This window comes from Formosa sp. L2A11, from assembly GCF_009796865.1.
In the GTDB taxonomy this organism is placed as follows: Bacteria; Bacteroidota; Bacteroidia; order Flavobacteriales; family Flavobacteriaceae; genus Formosa.
The window spans coordinates 2,461,838-2,481,307 of sequence record NZ_CP047028.1; the positions used below are offsets into that span (position 1 = coordinate 2,461,838).

General features: G+C 32.4%; 19 protein-coding genes, 1 other RNA gene and 1 pseudogene. 5 read left to right on the plus strand and 16 right to left on the minus strand.

Features of this window, described 5'->3' with window-relative positions:
* Positions 1-88: 88 nt before the first annotated feature.
* The 4 genes from rny to GQR95_RS10660 all read right to left on the minus strand — a co-directional run bounded on the left by rny (position 89) and on the right by GQR95_RS10660 (position 2,508).
* Positions 89-1,663 (minus strand): ribonuclease Y, encoded by a 1,575-nt coding sequence (gene rny / locus GQR95_RS10645; protein ID WP_159023139.1) that lies wholly within the window; start codon positions 1,661-1,663, stop codon positions 89-91.
* 60 nt (positions 1,664-1,723) lie between these two features.
* A non-coding RNA gene (gene ssrS / locus GQR95_RS10650) (6S RNA) lies at positions 1,724-1,852 on the minus strand.
* Positions 1,853-1,904: 52 nt separating this feature from the next.
* A complete protein-coding gene (locus GQR95_RS10655) occupies positions 1,905-2,198 on the minus strand; it encodes a cell division protein ZapA (RefSeq protein WP_159023140.1) in 294 nt (97 codons plus the stop codon).
* Positions 2,199-2,217: 19 nt separating this feature from the next.
* Positions 2,218-2,508 carry a hypothetical protein gene (locus GQR95_RS10660; protein WP_159023141.1) on the minus strand — a complete coding sequence of 97 codons (291 nt, stop codon included), beginning with the start codon at positions 2,506-2,508 and terminating at the stop codon, positions 2,218-2,220.
* A 179-nt stretch (positions 2,509-2,687) separates the two neighbouring features.
* Between GQR95_RS10660 and GQR95_RS10665 the strand changes: the two genes are divergently transcribed.
* The 3 genes from GQR95_RS10665 (at position 2,688) to GQR95_RS10675 (ending at position 7,468) form a co-directional block, all read left to right on the plus strand.
* The gene (locus tag GQR95_RS10665) at positions 2,688-4,376 is read left to right on the plus strand and encodes a M23 family metallopeptidase (RefSeq protein ID WP_159023142.1); all 1,689 of its coding nucleotides are present in this window, start codon (positions 2,688-2,690) and stop codon (positions 4,374-4,376) included.
* Positions 4,377-6,851, plus strand: coding sequence for a carboxypeptidase-like regulatory domain-containing protein (locus GQR95_RS10670; protein ID WP_159023143.1), 2,475 nt, complete (start codon positions 4,377-4,379; stop codon positions 6,849-6,851).
* A 140-nt stretch (positions 6,852-6,991) separates the two neighbouring features.
* Positions 6,992-7,468, plus strand: coding sequence for a hypothetical protein (locus GQR95_RS10675; RefSeq protein ID WP_159023144.1), 477 nt, complete (start codon positions 6,992-6,994; stop codon positions 7,466-7,468).
* Positions 7,469-7,751: 283 nt separating this feature from the next.
* Here the strand turns inward: GQR95_RS10675 and GQR95_RS10680 are convergent.
* From GQR95_RS10680 to GQR95_RS10705, 7 genes and pseudogenes are all read right to left on the minus strand, one after another.
* A pseudogene (locus GQR95_RS10680) lies at positions 7,752-8,890 on the minus strand (IS91 family transposase).
* Positions 8,890-9,492 carry a tyrosine-type recombinase/integrase gene (locus GQR95_RS10685; protein WP_233265918.1) on the minus strand — a complete coding sequence of 201 codons (603 nt, stop codon included), beginning with the start codon at positions 9,490-9,492 and terminating at the stop codon, positions 8,890-8,892. Before GQR95_RS10685 ends, GQR95_RS10680 begins: the two are co-directional and overlap by 1 nt.
* 5 nt (positions 9,493-9,497) lie before the next feature.
* On the minus strand, positions 9,498-9,770 hold the full coding sequence (locus GQR95_RS16815; protein ID WP_370514551.1) for a phage integrase N-terminal SAM-like domain-containing protein: 273 nt from the start codon (positions 9,768-9,770) through the stop codon (positions 9,498-9,500).
* A 556-nt stretch (positions 9,771-10,326) separates the two neighbouring features.
* On the minus strand, positions 10,327-11,823 hold the full coding sequence (locus GQR95_RS10690) for a S10 family peptidase (protein ID WP_159023145.1): 1,497 nt from the start codon (positions 11,821-11,823) through the stop codon (positions 10,327-10,329).
* Between the two features lie 57 nt (positions 11,824-11,880).
* Positions 11,881-12,645 (minus strand): TIGR02757 family protein, encoded by a 765-nt coding sequence (locus tag GQR95_RS10695; RefSeq protein ID WP_159023146.1) that lies wholly within the window; start codon positions 12,643-12,645, stop codon positions 11,881-11,883.
* Positions 12,645-13,226 (minus strand): CPBP family intramembrane glutamic endopeptidase, encoded by a 582-nt coding sequence (locus GQR95_RS10700; RefSeq protein WP_159023147.1) that lies wholly within the window; start codon positions 13,224-13,226, stop codon positions 12,645-12,647. Before GQR95_RS10700 ends, GQR95_RS10695 begins: the two co-directional genes overlap by 1 nt.
* Positions 13,207-13,869, minus strand: coding sequence for an ABC transporter ATP-binding protein (locus tag GQR95_RS10705; protein WP_159023148.1), 663 nt, complete (start codon positions 13,867-13,869; stop codon positions 13,207-13,209). Before GQR95_RS10705 ends, GQR95_RS10700 begins: the two co-directional genes overlap by 20 nt.
* Positions 13,870-14,093: 224 nt before the next feature.
* Between GQR95_RS10705 and folE the strand changes: the two genes are divergently transcribed.
* Positions 14,094-14,690 carry a GTP cyclohydrolase I FolE gene (gene folE, locus GQR95_RS10710; RefSeq protein ID WP_159023149.1) on the plus strand — a complete coding sequence of 199 codons (597 nt, stop codon included), beginning with the start codon at positions 14,094-14,096 and terminating at the stop codon, positions 14,688-14,690.
* Positions 14,691-14,741: 51 nt separating this feature from the next.
* Positions 14,742-15,053 (plus strand): hypothetical protein, encoded by a 312-nt coding sequence (locus GQR95_RS10715; protein WP_159023150.1) that lies wholly within the window; start codon positions 14,742-14,744, stop codon positions 15,051-15,053.
* 38 nt (positions 15,054-15,091) lie between these two features.
* Here GQR95_RS10715 and GQR95_RS10720 read toward each other — a convergent pair whose 3' ends face one another.
* The 5 genes from GQR95_RS10720 to GQR95_RS10740 all read right to left on the minus strand — a co-directional run bounded on the left by GQR95_RS10720 (position 15,092) and on the right by GQR95_RS10740 (position 19,234).
* The gene (locus tag GQR95_RS10720) at positions 15,092-17,305 is read right to left on the minus strand and encodes a TonB-dependent receptor (protein WP_159023151.1); all 2,214 of its coding nucleotides are present in this window, start codon (positions 17,303-17,305) and stop codon (positions 15,092-15,094) included.
* 56 nt (positions 17,306-17,361) lie between these two features.
* Entirely contained in the window at positions 17,362-17,694 is a 333-nt protein-coding gene (locus GQR95_RS10725; protein WP_159023152.1) for a hypothetical protein, read from the minus strand.
* Between the two features lies 1 nt (position 17,695).
* Entirely contained in the window at positions 17,696-18,190 is a 495-nt protein-coding gene (locus tag GQR95_RS10730) for a DUF6787 family protein (RefSeq protein ID WP_159023153.1), read from the minus strand.
* Between the two features lie 25 nt (positions 18,191-18,215).
* Positions 18,216-18,656: a DUF6146 family protein gene (locus GQR95_RS10735; protein ID WP_159023154.1), complete on the minus strand. Its 441-nt coding sequence runs from the start codon at positions 18,654-18,656 to the stop codon at positions 18,216-18,218.
* A gap of 119 nt (positions 18,657-18,775) precedes the next feature.
* Positions 18,776-19,234 carry a hypothetical protein gene (locus GQR95_RS10740; protein WP_159023155.1) on the minus strand — a complete coding sequence of 153 codons (459 nt, stop codon included), beginning with the start codon at positions 19,232-19,234 and terminating at the stop codon, positions 18,776-18,778.
* Between the last annotated feature and the right edge of the window lie 236 nt (positions 19,235-19,470).

Genomic DNA, 19,470 nt, shown 5'->3' on the forward strand with positions numbered 1-19,470 from the left:
TAAAGTGTATTACAATTTACATGATAAAAACAAAAAATCCAGCTAAATAGCTGGATTTTTAAATTTTATATAAATGTAACTTTAAATATTACTTCGCAATATTTACAGCTCTTGTTTCTCTAATAACAGTAACTTTTACTTGACCAGGATAGGTCATATCTGTTTGAATTTTTTGAGAAATGTTGAATGATAAGTCCGATGCGTTTTGATCTGTTACTTTTTCACTTTCAACAATCACACGTAATTCTCTACCGGCTTGAATAGCGTATGCTTTCTTAACTCCTGGGAAACCAAATGCAATATCTTCAAGATCTTTTAAACGTTGTATATAACTATCTAAAACCTGACGTCTTGCTCCTGGTCTTGCACCTGAAATGGCATCACAAACCTGAATAATTGGAGCTAATAAACACTTCATTTCTATTTCGTCGTGGTGAGCTCCAATGGCATTAATAACATCGTCTTTCTCTCCGTATTTCTCTGCCCATTGCATACCTAAAATAGCGTGAGGCGTTTCCATATCTACTTCTGCATCTGGCACTTTTCCTATATCGTGTAATAATCCGGCACGTTTAGCTAATTTCGGATTCAATCCTAATTCTGCTGCCATAATTCCACAAAGCTTAGCCACTTCACGCGAGTGTTGTAGTAAGTTTTGACCGTAAGACGAACGGTATTTCATACGTCCTACCATTTTAATAAGCTCTGGATGTAAATTGTGTATTCCAAGATCTATTACTGTACGTTTACCAACTTCAATAATTTCTTGTTCAATTTGTTTTCTTGTTTTCTTAACAATCTCTTCAATACGTGCTGGGTGAATACGACCATCTGTTACTAATTTATGTAACGATAAACGTGCGACTTCACGACGTACAGAATCAAAACAAGATAAGATAATAGCTTCCGGAGTATCATCTACAATAATCTCTACACCAGTTGCAGCTTCAATAGCACGAATATTTCGACCTTCACGACCAATAATACGTCCTTTAACATCGTCACTTTCAATATTAAATACAGACACACAGTTATCTACCGCTTCTTCTGTACCAATACGTTGGATGGTATTAATAATAATTTTTCTTGCTTCTTGTTGTGCTGTAAGTTTAGATTCTTCAATAGTGCTTTGAATAAATACTAAAGCATCATTTTTAGCTTCACCTTTTAATGACTCTACTAATTGCGATTTTGCTTCTTCTGCAGATAAACTAGAAATAACTTCTAATTGATCGATCTGACTTTTATGAAGTCGCTCTATTTCTTCTTGTTTCTTATCTAAGAAATCTAATCTGTAATTGTAATCTTTTAATTTAGCGTCGAATTCTGAATTTAATTTTTTATTTTTAGAAAGCTCATTAGAGACTTGAGATTCTTTATCTCTTGTGCGCTTTTCTGCTTCTGCCATTTTCTTATCGCGACTTAAAATCACTTTCTCATGTTCAGATTTTAGCTCAATAAATTTCTCTTTAGCTTGTAATATTTTATCTTTTTTAATGGCTTCACCATCAACGTTAGCATCTTTTACAAGTTTTGCTGCTTCTGCTTTTGCATCAGAAACGATTTTTGATGCATTGTTCTTTTCTAAAATTCGGGCTATTATAAAGCCAATTATTACGCCTAATAGCGCTCCTCCTGCAATTAATATAATTGAGTTATCCATGGGTTCAGTTAGTAATTATTAATATATAAAAAAAGCCTGTATTGGATCTGTGTTTTGTATAAACTCCTTAAAAATAAGTTTAGGGCTAACAAGCTGATCAAGTATCTGCCCAAACATTGAACAAGTTCAATATTAGCAGCACGCTTTTACAACTTAAACTCACCCTCTTTAAAAGAAATAACGTTGAGTTTATCAAAAAAATGACCAATACAGGCAGTAACTTTGTTTATTTTAAAGATCGTTAAGAATTCAATTGGTTCTCTAACAAGCGATTTAAAGTGTTTAACTTCTCCTCTACATGTCCACTAATCGATTCTTTATCTATTTGTTTTTGTTCTACTTGAGATGCAAACTGTAAAGCACACATGGCTAAAACATCTTGTTTATCCCTAACAGAATAACTTTGCTCAAATTGTGCTATCATCGCTTCAATTTCTTTCGCTGCCTTACGTAACCCTTCTTCTTGCTCTGGGGCAATGGTTAAGGGATATACTCTATTGGCGATAGAAAGTTTAATTTTCAGCATCTCTGACATAAATCAATTTATAATTACATTATTCAGAGAGTTGTGAAATACAATAATCTATCTCTCTAACTAATGAATTTATTTTAAGCTTTGTTTCCTTTGTATTATCGTCACTGCCAAGCATGCTTTTTGCAATTTTGAGTGCTTCATATTTTTCTACCCAAGCTTCAACTTCTTGTTTATTATTTTGAAGGTGGTGTTGAGATTGTTGTAAATCCTCTTTTAATTTAGCATTTTCTTGCTGTAACGCAACAACTTTGTGTAGCATTTTGCTAATTTTATCTTCTAGAGCATCTACAATTTCTTCAATATTACTCATTTACAATTACCATACTTATCTCACAAAGTTAACATACCTTATTAAAAATAACAATTGTTTTAGATATAAAATTTAAAATAGTTTGTTGTCTCTCATTATCAATATGATGTGAGCCTAATGTAATATTATACTTTGCATATTGACTACAAATAATTACTTTAGTGCCTCAATTATAATATATGCGAATTCCCTTCCTTTTATTTTTATTAATACCTTTTGTTTTATTTTCACAAAACCCTTATCCTCAAGATTATTTTAGCGATCCGTTAGAAATTCCTATTGTTTTAGCAGGAACATTTGCCGAGTTAAGAGCGAATCATTTTCATTCTGGAATGGATATAAAAACGCAACATCGCCAAGGGTTAAAGGTTTTGGCTGCTGCAGATGGTTTTGTAAGTCGTATAAACATTTCACCTTTTGGTTACGGTAAAGCACTATACATAACTCATCCTAACGGATATACAACGGTATATGCACACTTGTCTAAATTAGCGCCTAAAATTGAAGCTTATTTAAAAGAGCAACAATACGAGAAGGAATCTTACGCAATAGGATTATACCCTCCTATTAAAGCTTTATTAGTAAAAAAAGGAGAAGTTGTAGCTTACAGTGGAAACACAGGAGGTTCTGGCGGACCGCATTTACATTTCGAAATTAGAGATAAAAACGAACATCCGTTAAACCCAATGCTATTTGGTATTACAACTAAAGATACCAAGAAACCTTTAATTAGTGGTTTATATGCATACCCAATTAGCGAAGATGCACAGATTAACAACTCTAATAGCAAGCAAAAAATTAGACTTAGAAAACAAGCAGATGGTAATTTTACAGCAGGACCTATTCAGGCCTTTGGAAAAATTGGTCTTGGGGTTGAAGCCGTAGATCAGCAAGATTTAGCTAATAACAAAAATGGCGTTTACACTATTAAAACCCAATTTAATGGGAATCCTAATTTTGAAATCGATTTTAAATCATTCTCATTCTTAGAGACCAACGATATTAACCGTTTAATAGATTTTGATATTTATAAAAAAGATAAAGATCATATTCAGAAATTATTTATCGATACAAATAACGAATTAAGTTTATATAAAAACACTATAGATCGTGGGTATTTAACCATTGCAGATAGTACTTCTGGTGTTTATAAAATTAAAGTGAGTGATTTTAAAGGAAACGCAAGTTGGATTACAGTATCTATAAACGGAAAAAAGAATCCTGATGTGTTAACTAAAACGCCTAAAGTTACTCCTTATTATATCTATGAAGATAAGTCGCTTACATTAGAAGAAGAAAATGTAACTGTAAACATGTACAAAAATACGTTTTACGATAATTTCTTTCTAGATTTTAAAGTCGCTAACGACACTTTGCAATTGCTTCCTATTGGGTATGCCGCTAGAAAAAACTTTAGAGTAGCCTTCGATATTTCTAAATACAATGAAGCCGATAAAGACAACCTTTTTATTGCCGAATTAGTTGGATATAAAAAATGGCCAAGTTATTCTAAAACCTTAAGAAAAGACAATACACTTTATACTTATACTAAAGACTTAGGCTATTACACCTTAGTTTCAGATACTGTGGCACCTACCATTAAAGCGCTTAATTTTAAGAACAACCAATGGTTAAGCAGCTCTAAAACACTTGAAGTAGAAATTGAAGACGATATGTCTGGTATTTCAGATTATAGAGCAACCATAAATGGAAAATGGGTTTTAATGGAATACGAGTATAAAACAAACATTTTAACGTACCATTTTAGCGATCAGAAAACCGTAGAAGGGCAAAACGATTTTAAACTAATTGTGACTGATAATGTAGGAAATAGTTCTACTTTTGAAGCTAGTTTTCATAGAAAATAAATGAACATACATACTAACTACAAACATTTCTTTTTAAACGTACTCTACTTTTTAATTCCTTTTATGGCGGTAGCCCAAAGCGGAACTTTACAGGGTGTTATTTTAGACGAACAAAATCAGCCAATTTCTAACGTTAATATTAATGCGGGGTCACAGGGAACACAATCTAACGAGAATGGGTTTTATATTATAAAAATACCTCATAGCAAAAATGTAAAAATAGTATTTACACATCTCTCTTTTAAATCTATTACGGCAAGTTTTAATTTAAAAGATGGCGAGATTTTCGAATTTAATCCCGTAATGAATACCAAAGTAGAACAAATTGCTACCGTGGTTTTATCGGGAACAAAACGTAAAGACGTACAAGGAATAGTGACTTTAAACCCTACCGTAATTCGAAAAATACCGGGAGCAAATCCAGGAATAGAAAACCTTTTAAAAACGCTTCCTGGTGTAAGTAGTAATAACGAGCTAAGTACACAGTATTCTGTACGTGGCGGAAATTACGACGAAAACTTAGTGTATGTAAATGGTATTGAAGTTTACAGACCGTTTTTAGTCCGTTCTGGGCAACAAGAAGGATTAAGTTTTGTAAACACAGATATGGTACAGAATGTAGATTTTTCTGCCGGAGGGTTTCAAGCCAAATACGGCGATAAATTGTCTTCTGTTTTAGACATAACCTATAGAAAACCTATAGATTTTGGAGTTAATGCAGATTTAAGTTTACTTGGCGGAAGCGTGTCTGTAGAAGGTATAAGTAAAGATTCTAAATTTACAAGTCTTGTAGGTTTGCGTTACCGCGACAACAGTTTATTGGTAAATGCTAAAGAAACAGAAACCAATTACGATCCTAAATTTGCAGATATTCAGACCTTTTTTACATATCAGTTTACAGATAAATTCAGTTTAAATTTCTTAGGAAATGCTTCTATTAATAAATACAATTACGAGCCAGAAACACGCCAAACTAATTTCGGAACTATAGACGATGCACAAGCCTTAATTGTATATTATGAAGGCGAAGAAAAAGACACATACCAAACTCTTTTTGGTGCTTTAGATGCAACGTACAATGTTAACGATAATTTAAGTTTACATTTAGTAGGATCTACCTATCACACTACAGAAGAAGAGTATTTTGATATTTTAGCAGAATACAGATTAGGGGAAGTAAATAGCGATATAGGAGGTGAAAATTTAGGCGAAGTAGAATATAGCGAAGGTATTGGCGGACAACTTAATCACGGAAGAAACGATTTAGATGCTTTAATTACAAACATAGAACACAAAGGAACGTACACAACTCATGGAAACGATTTTAATTGGTCTGTAAAATACACCAATGAAGATATTCGTGACAGATTGGTAGAATGGGAAGTTATAGACTCTGCAGGGTTTTCTATAAATGCACCAGATTATTACGTCCCTAACGACCAACCTTACAATGCTTACGAAGGTCCGTTGGTTGCCTACCAGAATGTAAGAGCAACAAACAACACAACTATAAATCGTATTCAAGCGTATGTACAATGGAGTCGTCGTTTTGAAATGGGAGAACATGAAATTTGGGTAAACGCCGGGGTTCGCTCCCATTCGTGGACTGTAAGCGGAGACGATATTAATAAAACATCGCAAACTGTATTTAGCCCAAGAGCACAATTTGCCATAAAACCAAATTGGAAAAACGATATGTTGTTTAGAGTCTCTGGAGGATTATACTATCAGCCCCCTTTTTACAGAGAATTAAGAGATGCTGCAGGAACAGTTGTCCCTGATGTAAAGGCACAAAAATCTGTTCATTTTGTTGTGGGTAACGATTATAGTTTCCAAATGTGGGATCGTCCTTTTAAATTAACTACCGAAGCTTATTACAAAGACATAACAAACGTAAACCCATATACAGTAGACAATGTTCGTATTAGATACGCTGCCAATAATAATGCTGTTGCTTATGCTTACGGTTTAGACTTACGTTTAAATGGCGCCTTTGTACCAGGAACAGAATCTTGGTTTAGTTTTGGGTATTTAAAAACAGAAGAAAACATAGATAACCGTGGGTATATTGCAAGACCTACAGATCAGCGTTTAAAATTTGGTGCTCTATTTCAAGATTATGTGCCAAACATACCTGCTATGAAAATGTATTTAAACCTGGTATATAATACAGGATTACCTGGTGGTTCTCCTAGTTATGCAGACCCTTATGTTTACCAAACCAGATTACCAGATTATAAACGTGCAGATTTAGGATTACAATATGTTATTGTAAACGAGAATAAAGAATTTAAAAATGGTTGGAAAAAGCCTTTTAAATACTTGTCTGTAGGATTTGAAATTTTTAATGTATTCGATGTACAAAACTCTATTACAAATACTTGGGTACGCGATGTATATAGTAAAACACAATACGCTATCCCTAATTACTTAACACCTAGAGTTTTTAATATTAGAACCACTATGAAGTTTTAAATATATTGTATTAATAGAGAGGTCTAAACATTGGTTTAATAGAAGTTGTGTGTAATTTGAGAAAAATGAGTAGAACTCGGAAAATTATAATAGTAATCTCAATTATCGTCTTAGGATTTATAATACTCCGATTGTTTTTTATGAATTACTATTATGACTTTTCAGAATATTTGACACTTAAGGATAAAATTGTTTGGACAGAAAACAGGAAACTTAAATATTCCGACTTTAATTTTACAATTGACCCTGAATTGAAAAATCTTGACGCAAGAATTGGACTTCATTCCAGATTTAATACAAATGACCCGATTTTATTCAGGTCGCACACGGTTTTTGAACCTAAAAACGCAACAATATCTGACACAACCGACCCAAGAGATTTAAGAGTAGCTCAAGTTAAATTTGATTTACTTGAAACATATCGGCGTAGAATGGAAAAAGAAGTTAATAGTTTAAGAAAATCAAATGTAACAGAATTATATCCATCCGATTTTGATAAAATGCATAGACGATATTATTCTGATTTTACTAAGGAATGGTTAAGTTATAGCGATTCTATTTATAACATACAAACATTAGAACGTTTGGAAAAGAAAGTAAAAACTGAATTAAAATAAAAACTACACACAATAACTAAGTATTCGGCTCGCCGATAGGCCAGAGCTGAATATTGTGTTGACGAAGTCGGCAGAAGATGTCTCTTATGGGAAAAACGATATGTTTAGGGAAGGATGCTTTGGTAATCGATTGTAGTTTACATGTTTAAACTACGCTGATCAGTCTTTATTTGGAAGAGATTGTTTCTTTTTTCGGTAACACTTAATATAATTTCACTTTATAATGGCTTAAATTTTAAGTTTAGCCATTGAGAGGTCTGTCCGCGCTTGCAGATTGTTTTTTTTAATTGACCCTATTTAATTTTTTATCTCTTAATAATACCCTCCAATTTTCGGGAGGACCACGATCGTTAAATAGTAGTATGGTATGTAGTTTTCCTTTTTTACAAACGGGACAACGACGGTGTAAAACAGGTTCGACTGTTTTAATACTCACTATCTTTTTACAAGCCAGTTCGGCTTGTAGTCTCGGTAATTTCTCTTTTTTCCAGCTGCTGCTTAAAATACCGTAATGCCGTATGCGTGTAAAGCCTTTGGGTAAAATATGCAAAGCAAAGCGTCTAACAAATTCTTCACTGGACAAAGTCAACTTTATCTTTTTAGCTTGGTGCCGGTAATCTTTCGCGGTAAAAGTCACCGTTTTATTTTCACGATCTACAGCAATAATACGATGGTTACTTATTGCAATTTTATGCGTGTATCTGCCTAGATATTCAATAACATATTTTGGACTTCTAAAAGATTGTTTCGCATAGATCACCCATTTTTTACTGTACACTGTATTATAAACTTTCTTTGGGATTTTTACTTCACTTTTCCTAAGTTCAGAGATAAATTTAGCCTTAAACACCTTGCTCATAGATTTTACATTGAATAGATATTTACCTTTATTTTTTGCACTTTTCCATGTCCCTGATTTACGCCATCCACCGCCAGGAACAATACAATGCAAGTGCGGATGTAGGCTCATGTTTTGTCCCCAGGTATGAAGTATAGCAATCATACCCAGTTTAGCGCCCAAGTGTTTGGGGTTGTCTCCAAACTGTTGCAGGGTTTGCCATGCGGTTCTAAATAAACTGCTATAAATTACTTTACCATGACTCAGGCGTAGGTATTAAACTCACTTGGAAGCGTAAAAACGATATGAAAATAAGGCACATTTAATAGTTCGCCTTCTCTGGCTTTTATCCACTGTTCACGTTTGTGTCCCTGGCATGTTGGGCAATGTCTATTTCTGCAACTGTTATAACTAATGTGTAAGGCTTGGCAACAATCGCATTTATCAATATGGCCACCCATAGCTTTGGTGCGACACCTTCTTATGGCTTGTAACCCACGGTAATGCCAAGAGGTCAGACTCAATGTTTTGAGCTGTAGCTGTTCCATTTCTAAAATGTCAGCTACTTTATGTTTACAAAACATTAATCGTAAAGTTTATCCAAGGGAGAAAATTTGGAACCACTAGGCAAATTGGCAACATGAAGATACGTGAGTGTCATCTCGATATGTGCATGTCCAAGAAGTTCCTTTAAACTGACGATATCAACACCATACTCTAATAAATGTGTAGCAAACGTGTGCCGTAAAGTATGGGCAGTTATCTGTTTAGAACTCCCTATTTTACTTCTGTTTTCTTTAATAATCCAGCGTATACCGTTGGTGGTTAATCCGCGTGATTCTCCAGCTTTAGAAACTTGGCTATTAAAAAGATGTCCCTGAGGGTTTTCTGTTGTGATGTATTTTTTTAATCCCCTAATCAGAAGCGGACTCAAAGGCACATAGCGATCTATTTTTCCTTTTTTCTTAGGAATAAACACGGTTTTACGCTCAAAATCGAGATCAGATAATTTAACAGCACAGAGTTCGTAGCTACGCAATCCACAGCCGTAAAGCATACCTATTATCAAACGATGCTTAAGATATTTAGGCGCTTTTAAAAGGCGCTTAACTTCCTCTTTATTTAGAACACATGGTAGTTTAATATCTCTTTTAATTTGAGGAAGCGCTACACGTTTGGCTTCCATGCCCATCACTTTGTAGGCTGCTCTGAGTCCGAAAATGGTGTGTTTAAAGAAACTCTCGGAAGGTGTTTTGTGAAGTTTTGGCAGTGGTAAAGATAGTTCTGAACGTGTTCTACCGATAGTTTTTCAGGACTTCGGTTGTAATGCAAAGCTAAGTGTGCCAAGCACCGGAGATAGTTGTTTAAAGTGCTTTTGGCTTTGCCATTAATAGAAAAACTCTGTTCGAGTTTGGTTTGAAGATGACTGAAATCCTTTACATCTGAAAAGGCGCGTTCAGCAATGGTTTTACTTTTTTTTTAACATAATAATAGATTTAAAATTTACCCATAAGTTAATAAATCTATTACTTTTACAAAAGAATAACTTATTCTGAATCAGTCAGGAGGGCTTCCGACCGATAGGGAGGATTCGTTCAACACCGTATAAACTTTATTGCTGGTTTTAGCTCACTTGGGAAATTCCTCCAGAATTTCGCCCTTCACTTTTTATTTACTAAATAAGTTACTCGAAACACGCAACAAAACTTATACAAACTCGTTGCCTACAATACTTGGAAAAATGAACCTAAAGGAGAGTTACAAGAATTGGAAAATAAAATATTAAAATTTTCAAAATAACTGCTACAAATACAATGTATAACTAATTGCTTAATTCTCGTTTGCTTAAGGAAAATATAATGATCTAACTTTCGTACTAAAGCATGCTATTAATTATATATACTTGCCATTGGTGTATAAGCTTAACTACTGATTTCAAGTTCACTTATAAAAAAAAAACGATTGATTAAACTTATAGTTAACCAATCGTCTTATTAAGTATTAATAGGTGTTTAAAACCTTATTCTTTAGTATATTTTGCTGCTTTTCCGTTAGTAGATGCTTCTTTTATAAACTCACGAATATCATCATTAGCAGAAATTAAATCATCTTTTCTTAAGTACATCATGTGTCCGCTTCTATAACCTTTAACAGTAAAACGGTCTTTAAATTTACCACTAGGATCTATTTGTCCTACAGTATATTTAGCCGAAAAATACGTTGTTGCTCCATCATAATATCCAGATTGAACTAATACTTTTAAATACGGGTTTTGTGCTAAAGCTTCTCTTAAACCGTCTCTAACATTGTTGTTTTTTTTATCCCAAGGATGTACATCTCCAAACATATTATATTTTAAATCTGTTTTAAAGTTTAATTCCTCTCTTATGTAGTAATTAATAGCAGGTGTAAAAGAATGAGACCACGAGCTAATTTCTGCATTATAGTCTGGAGAAATACCCGTTTCTGTTTTGTCTATTCCTAAATATCTAGAATCTAAACGGCCAATAGTTTGCCCTGTTTTATCTCGTAATAAAGCTTTCCAGAAATAACTATTAGGCACTTCTAAGTTGCTTTGTAAGACTTCTTTTTCTGTTAAACCAGAATAATAGGCTACTTTTTTTGCGACTTGTTGTTTTTTTGTTTGAGAAATAAAACCACCTTTAGCAATGGCTGGCATAAGGTTATTTATGGCGTAATCTTCTACTTCTGGTAATATCTCTAATAAATCTTTTTGTTGTAATTCTGGAGGTAAAACGTTGTGATACCATGCAGTAGCAGTAAAATAAGGTAAATTTAAAGCAGAATAAATAGGTTGTCCTGTGCTGTATAATTTATAATCTGCTGGCGAGACCATAATTACACCATTTAAATACATCCATTGTTTAGACTGTAATTCGTTAGCCAAGCCCATAACACGTGTACCACCGTAACTTTCGCCAATAATATATTTAGGGGATTCCCATCGGTTTTTTCTAGTTACAAAAGTATTTACCCATTCAGCCAAGTACTTAATGTCTGCATTTATACCAAAAAAGACATCGCGCTCAGGTAATTTTCCATCTTTATCGGGAATCATTCTAGAATATCCTGTGTTTACCGGGTTTACGTAAACAATATCTGCAACGTCTAAAATAGAGTTCGGGTTATCCTTTACACCATAAGGTTGAACGGGATAACCTTCGTCATCAATATTTAAAATTTTAGGACCTGTATACGCAATATGCATCCAAACAGAAGCAGAACCCGGACCGCCATTAAAAGAAATTAATAAAGGTCTGTTGGCTTTATCCTTAACATTGTTACGTTCGTAATATGTGTAATATAATGAAGCTATTGGGGCTCCTTTTTTATCCCAAACGGGTTGTGTTCCTGTTGTTGCAGTGTATGAGATACTTTTATTTTTAATAGTAGTTGTATGTGTGGTTACAACCATAGTATCTATAGGGATTTTTACAGATTGAGAAATGGCGCAAACCGTAAAGAGCGTAAATAGAACAGTGAAATAATGTTTCATAGCGTGTTGTTTTTTATAAGGAATTGGAATCGTATTATAAATATAATAAAACAGAGTTTAAAATCCTTCAAACACCCCTAAACCAAAGAGTGCGAAGTCGTATTTTACAGGATCTTTTTTATCTAATTTTCGTAAAGCGCCATCTAATTCTGTTAATGCTTTACCGTCGTTTTGTTTTCTAGTAAGCACACCTAATTTTCTGGCGACATTTCCAGAATGCACATCTAAAGGGCAGGAGAGTTGTGATGGAGATAATTTGTTCCATATTCCAAAATCTACGCCAGCATTATCGTTTCTAACCATCCAACGTAAAAACATATTGATGCGTTTTGCTGCTGAATTTTTTTTAGGATCGCTAATGTGTTTTTGTGTACGTTGTAAATGTCCGTTTTCAAAAAACACTTGCTTAAATTCGTGAATAGCTGGCTGTAAAGAATCTGTAACAGCATGTTTTGCAAATAGAGCTTCTAAACCGTTATGTTGCGTGTAAATATGTTTCAGACTTATCAGAAACTGAGATAAATCGTCGCCATTAAACGTACGGTGTACAAATGTTTTTAGAGTTTCTAAATCTTTTTCAGAATGATTTATAACAAAATCGTAAGGCGATTGATCTAGCAATTCCATTAACTGTTTTGCATTCTTAATAATACTTTTTCTGTTTCCCCAAGAAATTGTTGCAGTAAGAAATCCGGAAATTTCGATATCTTCTTTTAAACTAAAAAGGTGCGGGATTTGTATCGGGTCACTTTCAATAAACTTAGGATTATTGTATTCTAGAACTTTGGCGTCTAGGAATTCTTTTAGTTCTTTTTTTGTCATTATTTTGGAAGGAAAAATATAGCGGGAATAATTAAAACACCATTATAAATAGCATGAAATAACATGGAATATACTAGTCCGTATTGCAGTCTTATCACACCTAAAAATAGACCAATTATAATTTGTGGTGCCACAAGAATTGGAGATAATAACAATACATTTCTAGTGATTTCAAAATTAGTGATATGTACAAATCCAAAAGCTAGAGTAAAAAAATAAAATACGTATATATAATGTTTCGTTTTGAATAATGTTAGTGGGCCTCTAAAAAACAATTCTTCTAAAATAGGGGCGAGGACTACACCTAACAAGACGACAACGTAATACGGATAATCTTCAAATAATTGTGCAGAAGCATGATCGTCAAAATTAACAAGGCCAAAGGCTTCAATAATTGAAAATAAAATGGTAAAACCAATATTTAAAACAAAAGCGACAATTAAAGCCGTAACAAAAACATTGATTTTAGAGTATCCCTCAAATAAAGTTTTGTCTTCCTTTAATTCGGGGTTTTTAATAAACTTCAGGTACTGTTTTAAAATGGCACCATAAGTTTCTATTTTAGATTGTAATATTTCCATCTACCATAACTAATTTTCTGTCGGCCAAATTGGCTAATTCTTCATTGTGCGTTACTATAACAAAAGTTTGTCCGAATTGTTCGCGTAATTTAAAAAATAAACTGTGTAATTGTTCTGCAGATTCGCTATCCAGATTCCCAGAAGGCTCGTCGGCAAAAATTAAACCTGGATTGTTTATTAAAGCACGTGCTACAGCAACACGTTGTTGCTCTCCTCCAGAAAGTTCGTTTGGTTTGTGGTTATGACGATGAGATAATCCTAAAAAATCTAATAATTCTTTAGCTCTTGGTTCCGCCTCACTTGTTTTTACGCCTTTTATATATGCAGGAATACATACGTTTTCTAAGGCCGTAAATTCTGGTAATAATTGATGAAATTGAAAAATGAAACCAATATGTTCGTTTCTAAATTTTGCTAAACCTTTTTCTTTTAAGTTTTGAATATTCACACCATTGATTACGAGCTCGCAATCTTCCTTTTTTGAAGGAGAATCTAATGTGCCTAAAATTTGAAGCAGTGTTGTTTTTCCTGCTCCTGAAGCCCCAACTATAGATACGATTTCTCCTTTTTTAATATGAAGATTTACGCCTTTTAAAACATGAAAGTCGTCGTAATATTTATGAATGTTTTTTGCTTGAATCATGCATTGTTATTAAGATTAGTAAAGTAATACTTTAATAGTAATCTCACAAAATTAAATAGATTTTGATTCAAACAGATTACAAATCGTATTATAATTTATAAAAGTTGGCATTAGTTTACAATGTATTTGTGTTTACTTCCTATAGAAATGAATTGGTTAAAGGATAAATTGAAAGAGTCAACATTAAAATCTATATCTTTGATGTAATTAAAATCAGACGACTTATGTCTTACAAACATTACGAAGAATACAATATTGAAATTACAGACGAAATTAAATCACAGTATCAAAATATTATTGAAAATATTGGTGAAGATGTTTCGCGAGAAGGATTACTTAAAACACCAGAACGTGCTTCTAAAGCCATGCAATTTTTAACGCAAGGTTATGATTTAGATGCCGCTGAAATTTTAAAAAGTGCAATGTTTAAAGAGTCTTATAATGAGATGGTTATTGTGAAAAATATCGAATTATATTCCCTTTGTGAGCACCACATGTTACCTTTTTTTGGAAAAGCACATATTGCATATATTCCTAATGGGCATATTGTTGGACTAAGCAAATTACCGAGAATTGTAGATGTATTTGCAAGACGATTACAAGTTCAGGAACGCTTAACTAAACAAATCTTAGATTGCATAAACGACACCCTTAAACCACAAGGAGTAGCTGTGGTTATTGAAGCAAGCCATATGTGTATGATGATGCGCGGTGTACAAAAACAAAACTCTGTAACAACAACATCTGGTTTTCGTGGTCAATTTGAAAAGATTGAAACTAGAAATGAGTTTTTAAAGTTGATAAGTGCAGATTTGTCATAATTTATTTTTGGTATGTTTCTTGTTAATATATAGTTATAAATACTAATATATATGCCTAAGACCAAAAATTATAAAAAACTAGCCTTATGTATTCTTTTAGATGCTGTAGGATATACTAGTTTTATCATTCCAGGAATAGGAGAATTTTCAGATATTATTTGGGCGCCTGCTTCGGCTTGGATTATGACCAAATTGTATAAAGGACAACAAGGAAAAATAGCTGCCGGAATTTCATTTTTAGAGGAAGCCATGCCTGGTTTAGATGTTATACCAACATTTACATTAATGTGGTTTTACACGTATGTTTTTAGTGCTAATAAAAATGAAAACAAAGTATTAAAATCAAAAAAGACACTTATATAAGTGTCTTTTTTTTGGGGGTATAAAAAATGTGCTTTAGCTTATATTTTATAAGTTAAGCCCACACTAATGTTTCTGCCCATGTTGTAAATACCATCAGATTTTAATCTAGATAAATGATTGATGTATCGTTTATTTGTAAGATTGCTTCCTGAAATACTCACGTTTAAAGTGTTTTTAAATACCTGTAAATCTCCTCCAAGACCAACACTTAATAAATTATAACCATCTGTATCTGTTTCAAATTCGCTAATATTATTTTGTGCTAGTGTACTGCTTAGCTTAATAAAGGCGTATCCTTTTTCTATCCAATTATTATCGAATTCAACTCGAACGGTATTATTAAAATTGTTTGCAGGAATTAAAGGTAAATAGGCTCCACCATCTTGTTTTCCGGTAACGGTTTCAAAGCTACTTTCAAAATGTAACCAGTGAATAGGATGTGGATGAAAATGAATACCAACTTCACCACCAAATAAAGCAGCATCATCTTGTAAGTATAAATACACAGGATCGCTATTTATTTCTTCTCCATTTGGAGAAATATATATGTAATTATTAATGTTATTGTAGAAACCATTAGCAAAAATTTCAAGATGTTTATTTTTATATTCTAATGCTAAATCGGTTTGAAAATTTTGCTCGTTTTTTAAATTGGCATTACCAATTTCGAAACGATTTGTACCTTCGTGTGCTCCGTATGAAGTTAGCTCGGCAAGATTTGGTGCTCTAAATCCAGTTGCTAAATTTAAGCGTAAAGTGATTTTTTTAGCAATATTAGTTTTTACACCTGCGGCACCATTAAAACTATTAAAATTTCTGTTTAAATCATTTTCTGTAGAAATGTTTCTGTTATCATATCTGCCTCCTAATTGTATATCTACAGTATTAAAATGGATGTGAGACATTGCTAATATACCAATATCATTGGTTGTTGCATTGGGAATTAAAGTTTCTTCTCCGTAATTGGTATTTATTTGATTCATCCCTTGAACACCAACAATAGTTTGAAACTTACCATAAGTTGGCAAGTTGTATTTTACATCGTAATTAAAGGTTTTAAGCTTCATGTGTAATGCTGGATCTAAGATTTCATCTTCATCATGATCTTCCTCTTCACTTTCATCATGCTCGTGTTCTTCTTCAAACTCTTTTCTATCATTATATAAATATCCAACAGTAATATCTAAACTTGAATTATCGAAAAAGATATTAGACTTAGAGCTAAAAACATGATTGGTAATCTTTTGATATGGTAATAATGGATCTTTATCTGTAGATTGTATACCTATTTCTTCTGGAATACCCAATTTAGAGTCGTTTAAATTATATCTAAATTCTGTTTTAAAATTGGTGTTTTGATATCCGAAACCTGCTTTTAAATCCTTTTCTTTAAATCTTGTGTTTGTAACGCGATAGTCTTTAGTGTCGTAATCTGCATGTTCTGCTGCACTTCCACGAATTAAAAATTTAAAACCATTACCTGAAGTTTTATAACCAACATTTGCACTTGTACCTTGGGTGTTTACGTAATAGCTTGCTCCAAAATCGGCATGAGTTTCGTCTTGATTGGCAAAACGTTCAGGGTTTAAATATAAAACACCACCTAATGCATCGCTTCCATAAAGTAAAGATGCTGGGCCTTTAATAACTTCTATACTTTCTACTCCTGCATCATTTAAACCTAAACCATGTTCGTCTCCGAATTGCTGATTTTCTAATCGTACACCTTGAGTGTAGACTAAAACACGATTGGAGCTTAATCCTCTAATTACAGGTTTTCCAATACTCATTCCTGTTGTTATAGATTCTACTCCAGCTATATCAGAAATTCCTTGTGCTAGTGTAACGGCTCCGCTTGCTTTTAAATCGGCAACTTTTGCGCGCTCAACTTTCATAACATTATCGCGTTGTAATTTATGAAAGGGGGTAGAGACAATAACTTCCTCCATTTCTATAGCCGATGTTTTTAATGCTATAGAGAGATGTTCTTTATAAGGTATAGAAATTATTTGTCCGTAAGTTTCGTAACCCATAGACGAGCACACTAATTTGTATGATCCTGTAGGTAGATTTTCAATTTTGAAATGCCCATTTTCATCTGTAGTACCTCCTTTTTCAAGTTGCGGGAAATAGACGTCAATAAATGGTAAAGGTGATTCTGTCGTATTATCAATTACACGACCTTCTATTATGTTTTGAGAGACAACAGGAGTTGCTATAAAACATAATAAGATAATTATAAATAATCTCATTGTATTTGTGTTAAAACATTATAAAATACTGGTTTTTAGTCAGTAAAAATCTGTGTTTAAATACAAATAGGAGGTCCTCTTAATGAAAAATGAAGTTGTTGATAATCACTTAAAAAATAATATTGCGATGCTATTAGTTGGTGATTTTCTTCAACTAAAGGGATATTTGCAATAAATTCTGGAATTGTAAAAAGATGATTTAATTGAAACTTATAGAATTCACAATCTACATTTGCTGTATGTAAATGTGTTTGTTGTTCTCCATGACAACGTTCACGATGGTGGTTTTCGAACACATGGTTAAACTTCACAAGAGTTGGTGTTAAAAGTGTTAACACTAAAACTAGAGTGAAAAACTTAAAAACAATATGTTTTTTTAGTTTACTCATATTAATCTACAAATCGTTTAAACCCAAAACGGCGTAGCATTTTCTTTTCAAACTTCCAGAAGAATTTAAATTGACCAAATAGCCATCCGAAAAACACAAGAAGTATTTGATAAAACAATATTCCTAAAAGAATATAAAGTGTCCAATACAAAAACGGATTTAAATTATCTTTAGTTATACCAATCCATTTTATAATAGGTCGACCTATAAAAAGTGACGACGATCCTGTAACAGCAAATACCATAAATACACGAATCATTTCCCATTTATAATCTAAAACCCATTTGTTTTCTAATTTTTTAAATAAAAAAAGAAAGAATTTTAAGAGTATAAAAGTAAGGATAGCAGTAGATATAACAAGAAGAATTATGTTATTGTTTCCTAAAATTGAACGTCCAATTTTAAAGGCACTATAAATAAGAACCAGAAACCCTAAAACAGGAAATAAGAATTGCCAATTTTTTGTAATTTCCCAATGTTGTTTGAATTTTTCCATAAATATTTACAGCTGCAAATATATATTAAATTCTAGGAACAAAACCAGACAATTTTTGTTTGTATTTTAACTGAAAATAAATAAAGTAATTATACATTTTGTAATTTACTTCGTAACCATAGTCTACATTTGGTCTGTAATCTATACTTAATTCGTATAAATTTGGATCGTACCGATGCGGATTAGAAACTCTGTTATTCCATTCGGTTACTAGAATGTAATTTTTAGATTCTAAATATTGTTGCGAGTAATAACCTTCTGGTTTAGCAGTACTTGTAAGCCAACTATTAAAACCAGGTTCTATAATAATAATTTCGTATTCTAAACTGTCGTTTTCTATACGTACGGTATCACTCTCTATAATATTAATCTCTTTATTATCACTAGATTTTTTTATGTTCGTTTTACTCGCATTGCAGCCAATACCACATAAACAAATAAGAAATATGTAAAATAAAGTTTTCATAAGGTGATTATATAATCTTAATTGAATGTTTAAGTCTTAAAGTTAGTAAATAAAATCTGTGATTTTTTATAAATAGGGTAGAACCTAATTAGTAATTATATAAAATTAAATAGTTGTTTTTAGTCCGCTAGATTATTTTTTACGGTATCTTTTATTAAAGCATTGTAAATATATTCAGGTGTTTTTTCTTTTATTTTGTTCATTTGATTCTTGAAATGTTTATTTAGAAACTCTTTTTCTTTAGCATTTATATTTTCTAAAATTCCTACTCTGCCATAAAAACTTATGTTTTCATTTTCTTTAAGCACAAGAACTATTAAAGGATATCCCTTTTTTGCTTCAAACACTTCTAGGTTTTCTTCAATTCCTTTTTTTGGATTTGGACGATCTAAGAAATAAGTAAAGCTCACATTTTTTTTGGTAGGACTATCAAAAGGATTACTTGTTGGGTTTGCATAGTTTATAATGCCCTGAACTTGATAAAATTCTGATTCCTTATAATCTGAATATTGCGTATTAGATTCACATGAAAGGAGTGTAATAGAAAATGCGAGTAAAACGATTATAGTTTTCTTCAATTATTTATAGTTTTTACACTGTTTTTATTAAAAAATCAGCTTTTTGAATGGTTTGTTTGTGAAACTTTTTAAGTTTTTTATAAGCTTAACCGAAACTTTTTAATTGTTTTTAGTAAATATAATAATCTTTATGGTGACTATCGAATATAAGGTTAATTGCTGCTATTATTACTTATAAGTTTTAGTTAAATTATTATATATGTTGTAGGTTTTTTCGTTATAACAAACAAAATATA

Excerpts from the sequence above, each read along its gene's own strand:
- GQR95_RS10695 (WP_159023146.1), bottom strand. The coding sequence starts at position 12,645 with ATGACAAAAAAAGAACTAAAAGAATTCCTAGACGCCAAAGTTCTAGAA.
- GQR95_RS10670 (WP_159023143.1), top strand. The coding sequence starts at position 4,377 with ATGAACATACATACTAACTACAAACATTTCTTTTTAAACGTACTCTAC.
- GQR95_RS10705 (WP_159023148.1), bottom strand. The coding sequence starts at position 13,869 with ATGATTCAAGCAAAAAACATTCATAAATATTACGACGACTTTCATGTT.
- GQR95_RS10660 (WP_159023141.1), bottom strand. The coding sequence starts at position 2,508 with ATGAGTAATATTGAAGAAATTGTAGATGCTCTAGAAGATAAAATTAGC.
- GQR95_RS10720 (WP_159023151.1), bottom strand. The coding sequence starts at position 17,305 with ATGAGATTATTTATAATTATCTTATTATGTTTTATAGCAACTCCTGTT.
- GQR95_RS10665 (WP_159023142.1), top strand. The coding sequence starts at position 2,688 with ATGCGAATTCCCTTCCTTTTATTTTTATTAATACCTTTTGTTTTATTT.
- GQR95_RS10675 (WP_159023144.1), top strand. The coding sequence starts at position 6,992 with ATGAATTACTATTATGACTTTTCAGAATATTTGACACTTAAGGATAAA.
- GQR95_RS10700 (WP_159023147.1), bottom strand. The coding sequence starts at position 13,226 with ATGGAAATATTACAATCTAAAATAGAAACTTATGGTGCCATTTTAAAA.
- GQR95_RS10730 (WP_159023153.1), bottom strand. The coding sequence starts at position 18,190 with ATGGAAAAATTCAAACAACATTGGGAAATTACAAAAAATTGGCAATTC.
- folE (WP_159023149.1), top strand. The coding sequence starts at position 14,094 with ATGTCTTACAAACATTACGAAGAATACAATATTGAAATTACAGACGAA.
- GQR95_RS10690 (WP_159023145.1), bottom strand. The coding sequence starts at position 11,823 with ATGAAACATTATTTCACTGTTCTATTTACGCTCTTTACGGTTTGCGCC.
- GQR95_RS10685 (WP_233265918.1), bottom strand. The coding sequence starts at position 9,492 with ATGGAAGCCAAACGTGTAGCGCTTCCTCAAATTAAAAGAGATATTAAA.
- GQR95_RS10715 (WP_159023150.1), top strand. The coding sequence starts at position 14,742 with ATGCCTAAGACCAAAAATTATAAAAAACTAGCCTTATGTATTCTTTTA.
- GQR95_RS10725 (WP_159023152.1), bottom strand. The coding sequence starts at position 17,694 with ATGAGTAAACTAAAAAAACATATTGTTTTTAAGTTTTTCACTCTAGTT.
- rny (WP_159023139.1), bottom strand. The coding sequence starts at position 1,663 with ATGGATAACTCAATTATATTAATTGCAGGAGGAGCGCTATTAGGCGTA.
- GQR95_RS10735 (WP_159023154.1), bottom strand. The coding sequence starts at position 18,656 with ATGAAAACTTTATTTTACATATTTCTTATTTGTTTATGTGGTATTGGC.
- GQR95_RS10655 (WP_159023140.1), bottom strand. The coding sequence starts at position 2,198 with ATGTCAGAGATGCTGAAAATTAAACTTTCTATCGCCAATAGAGTATAT.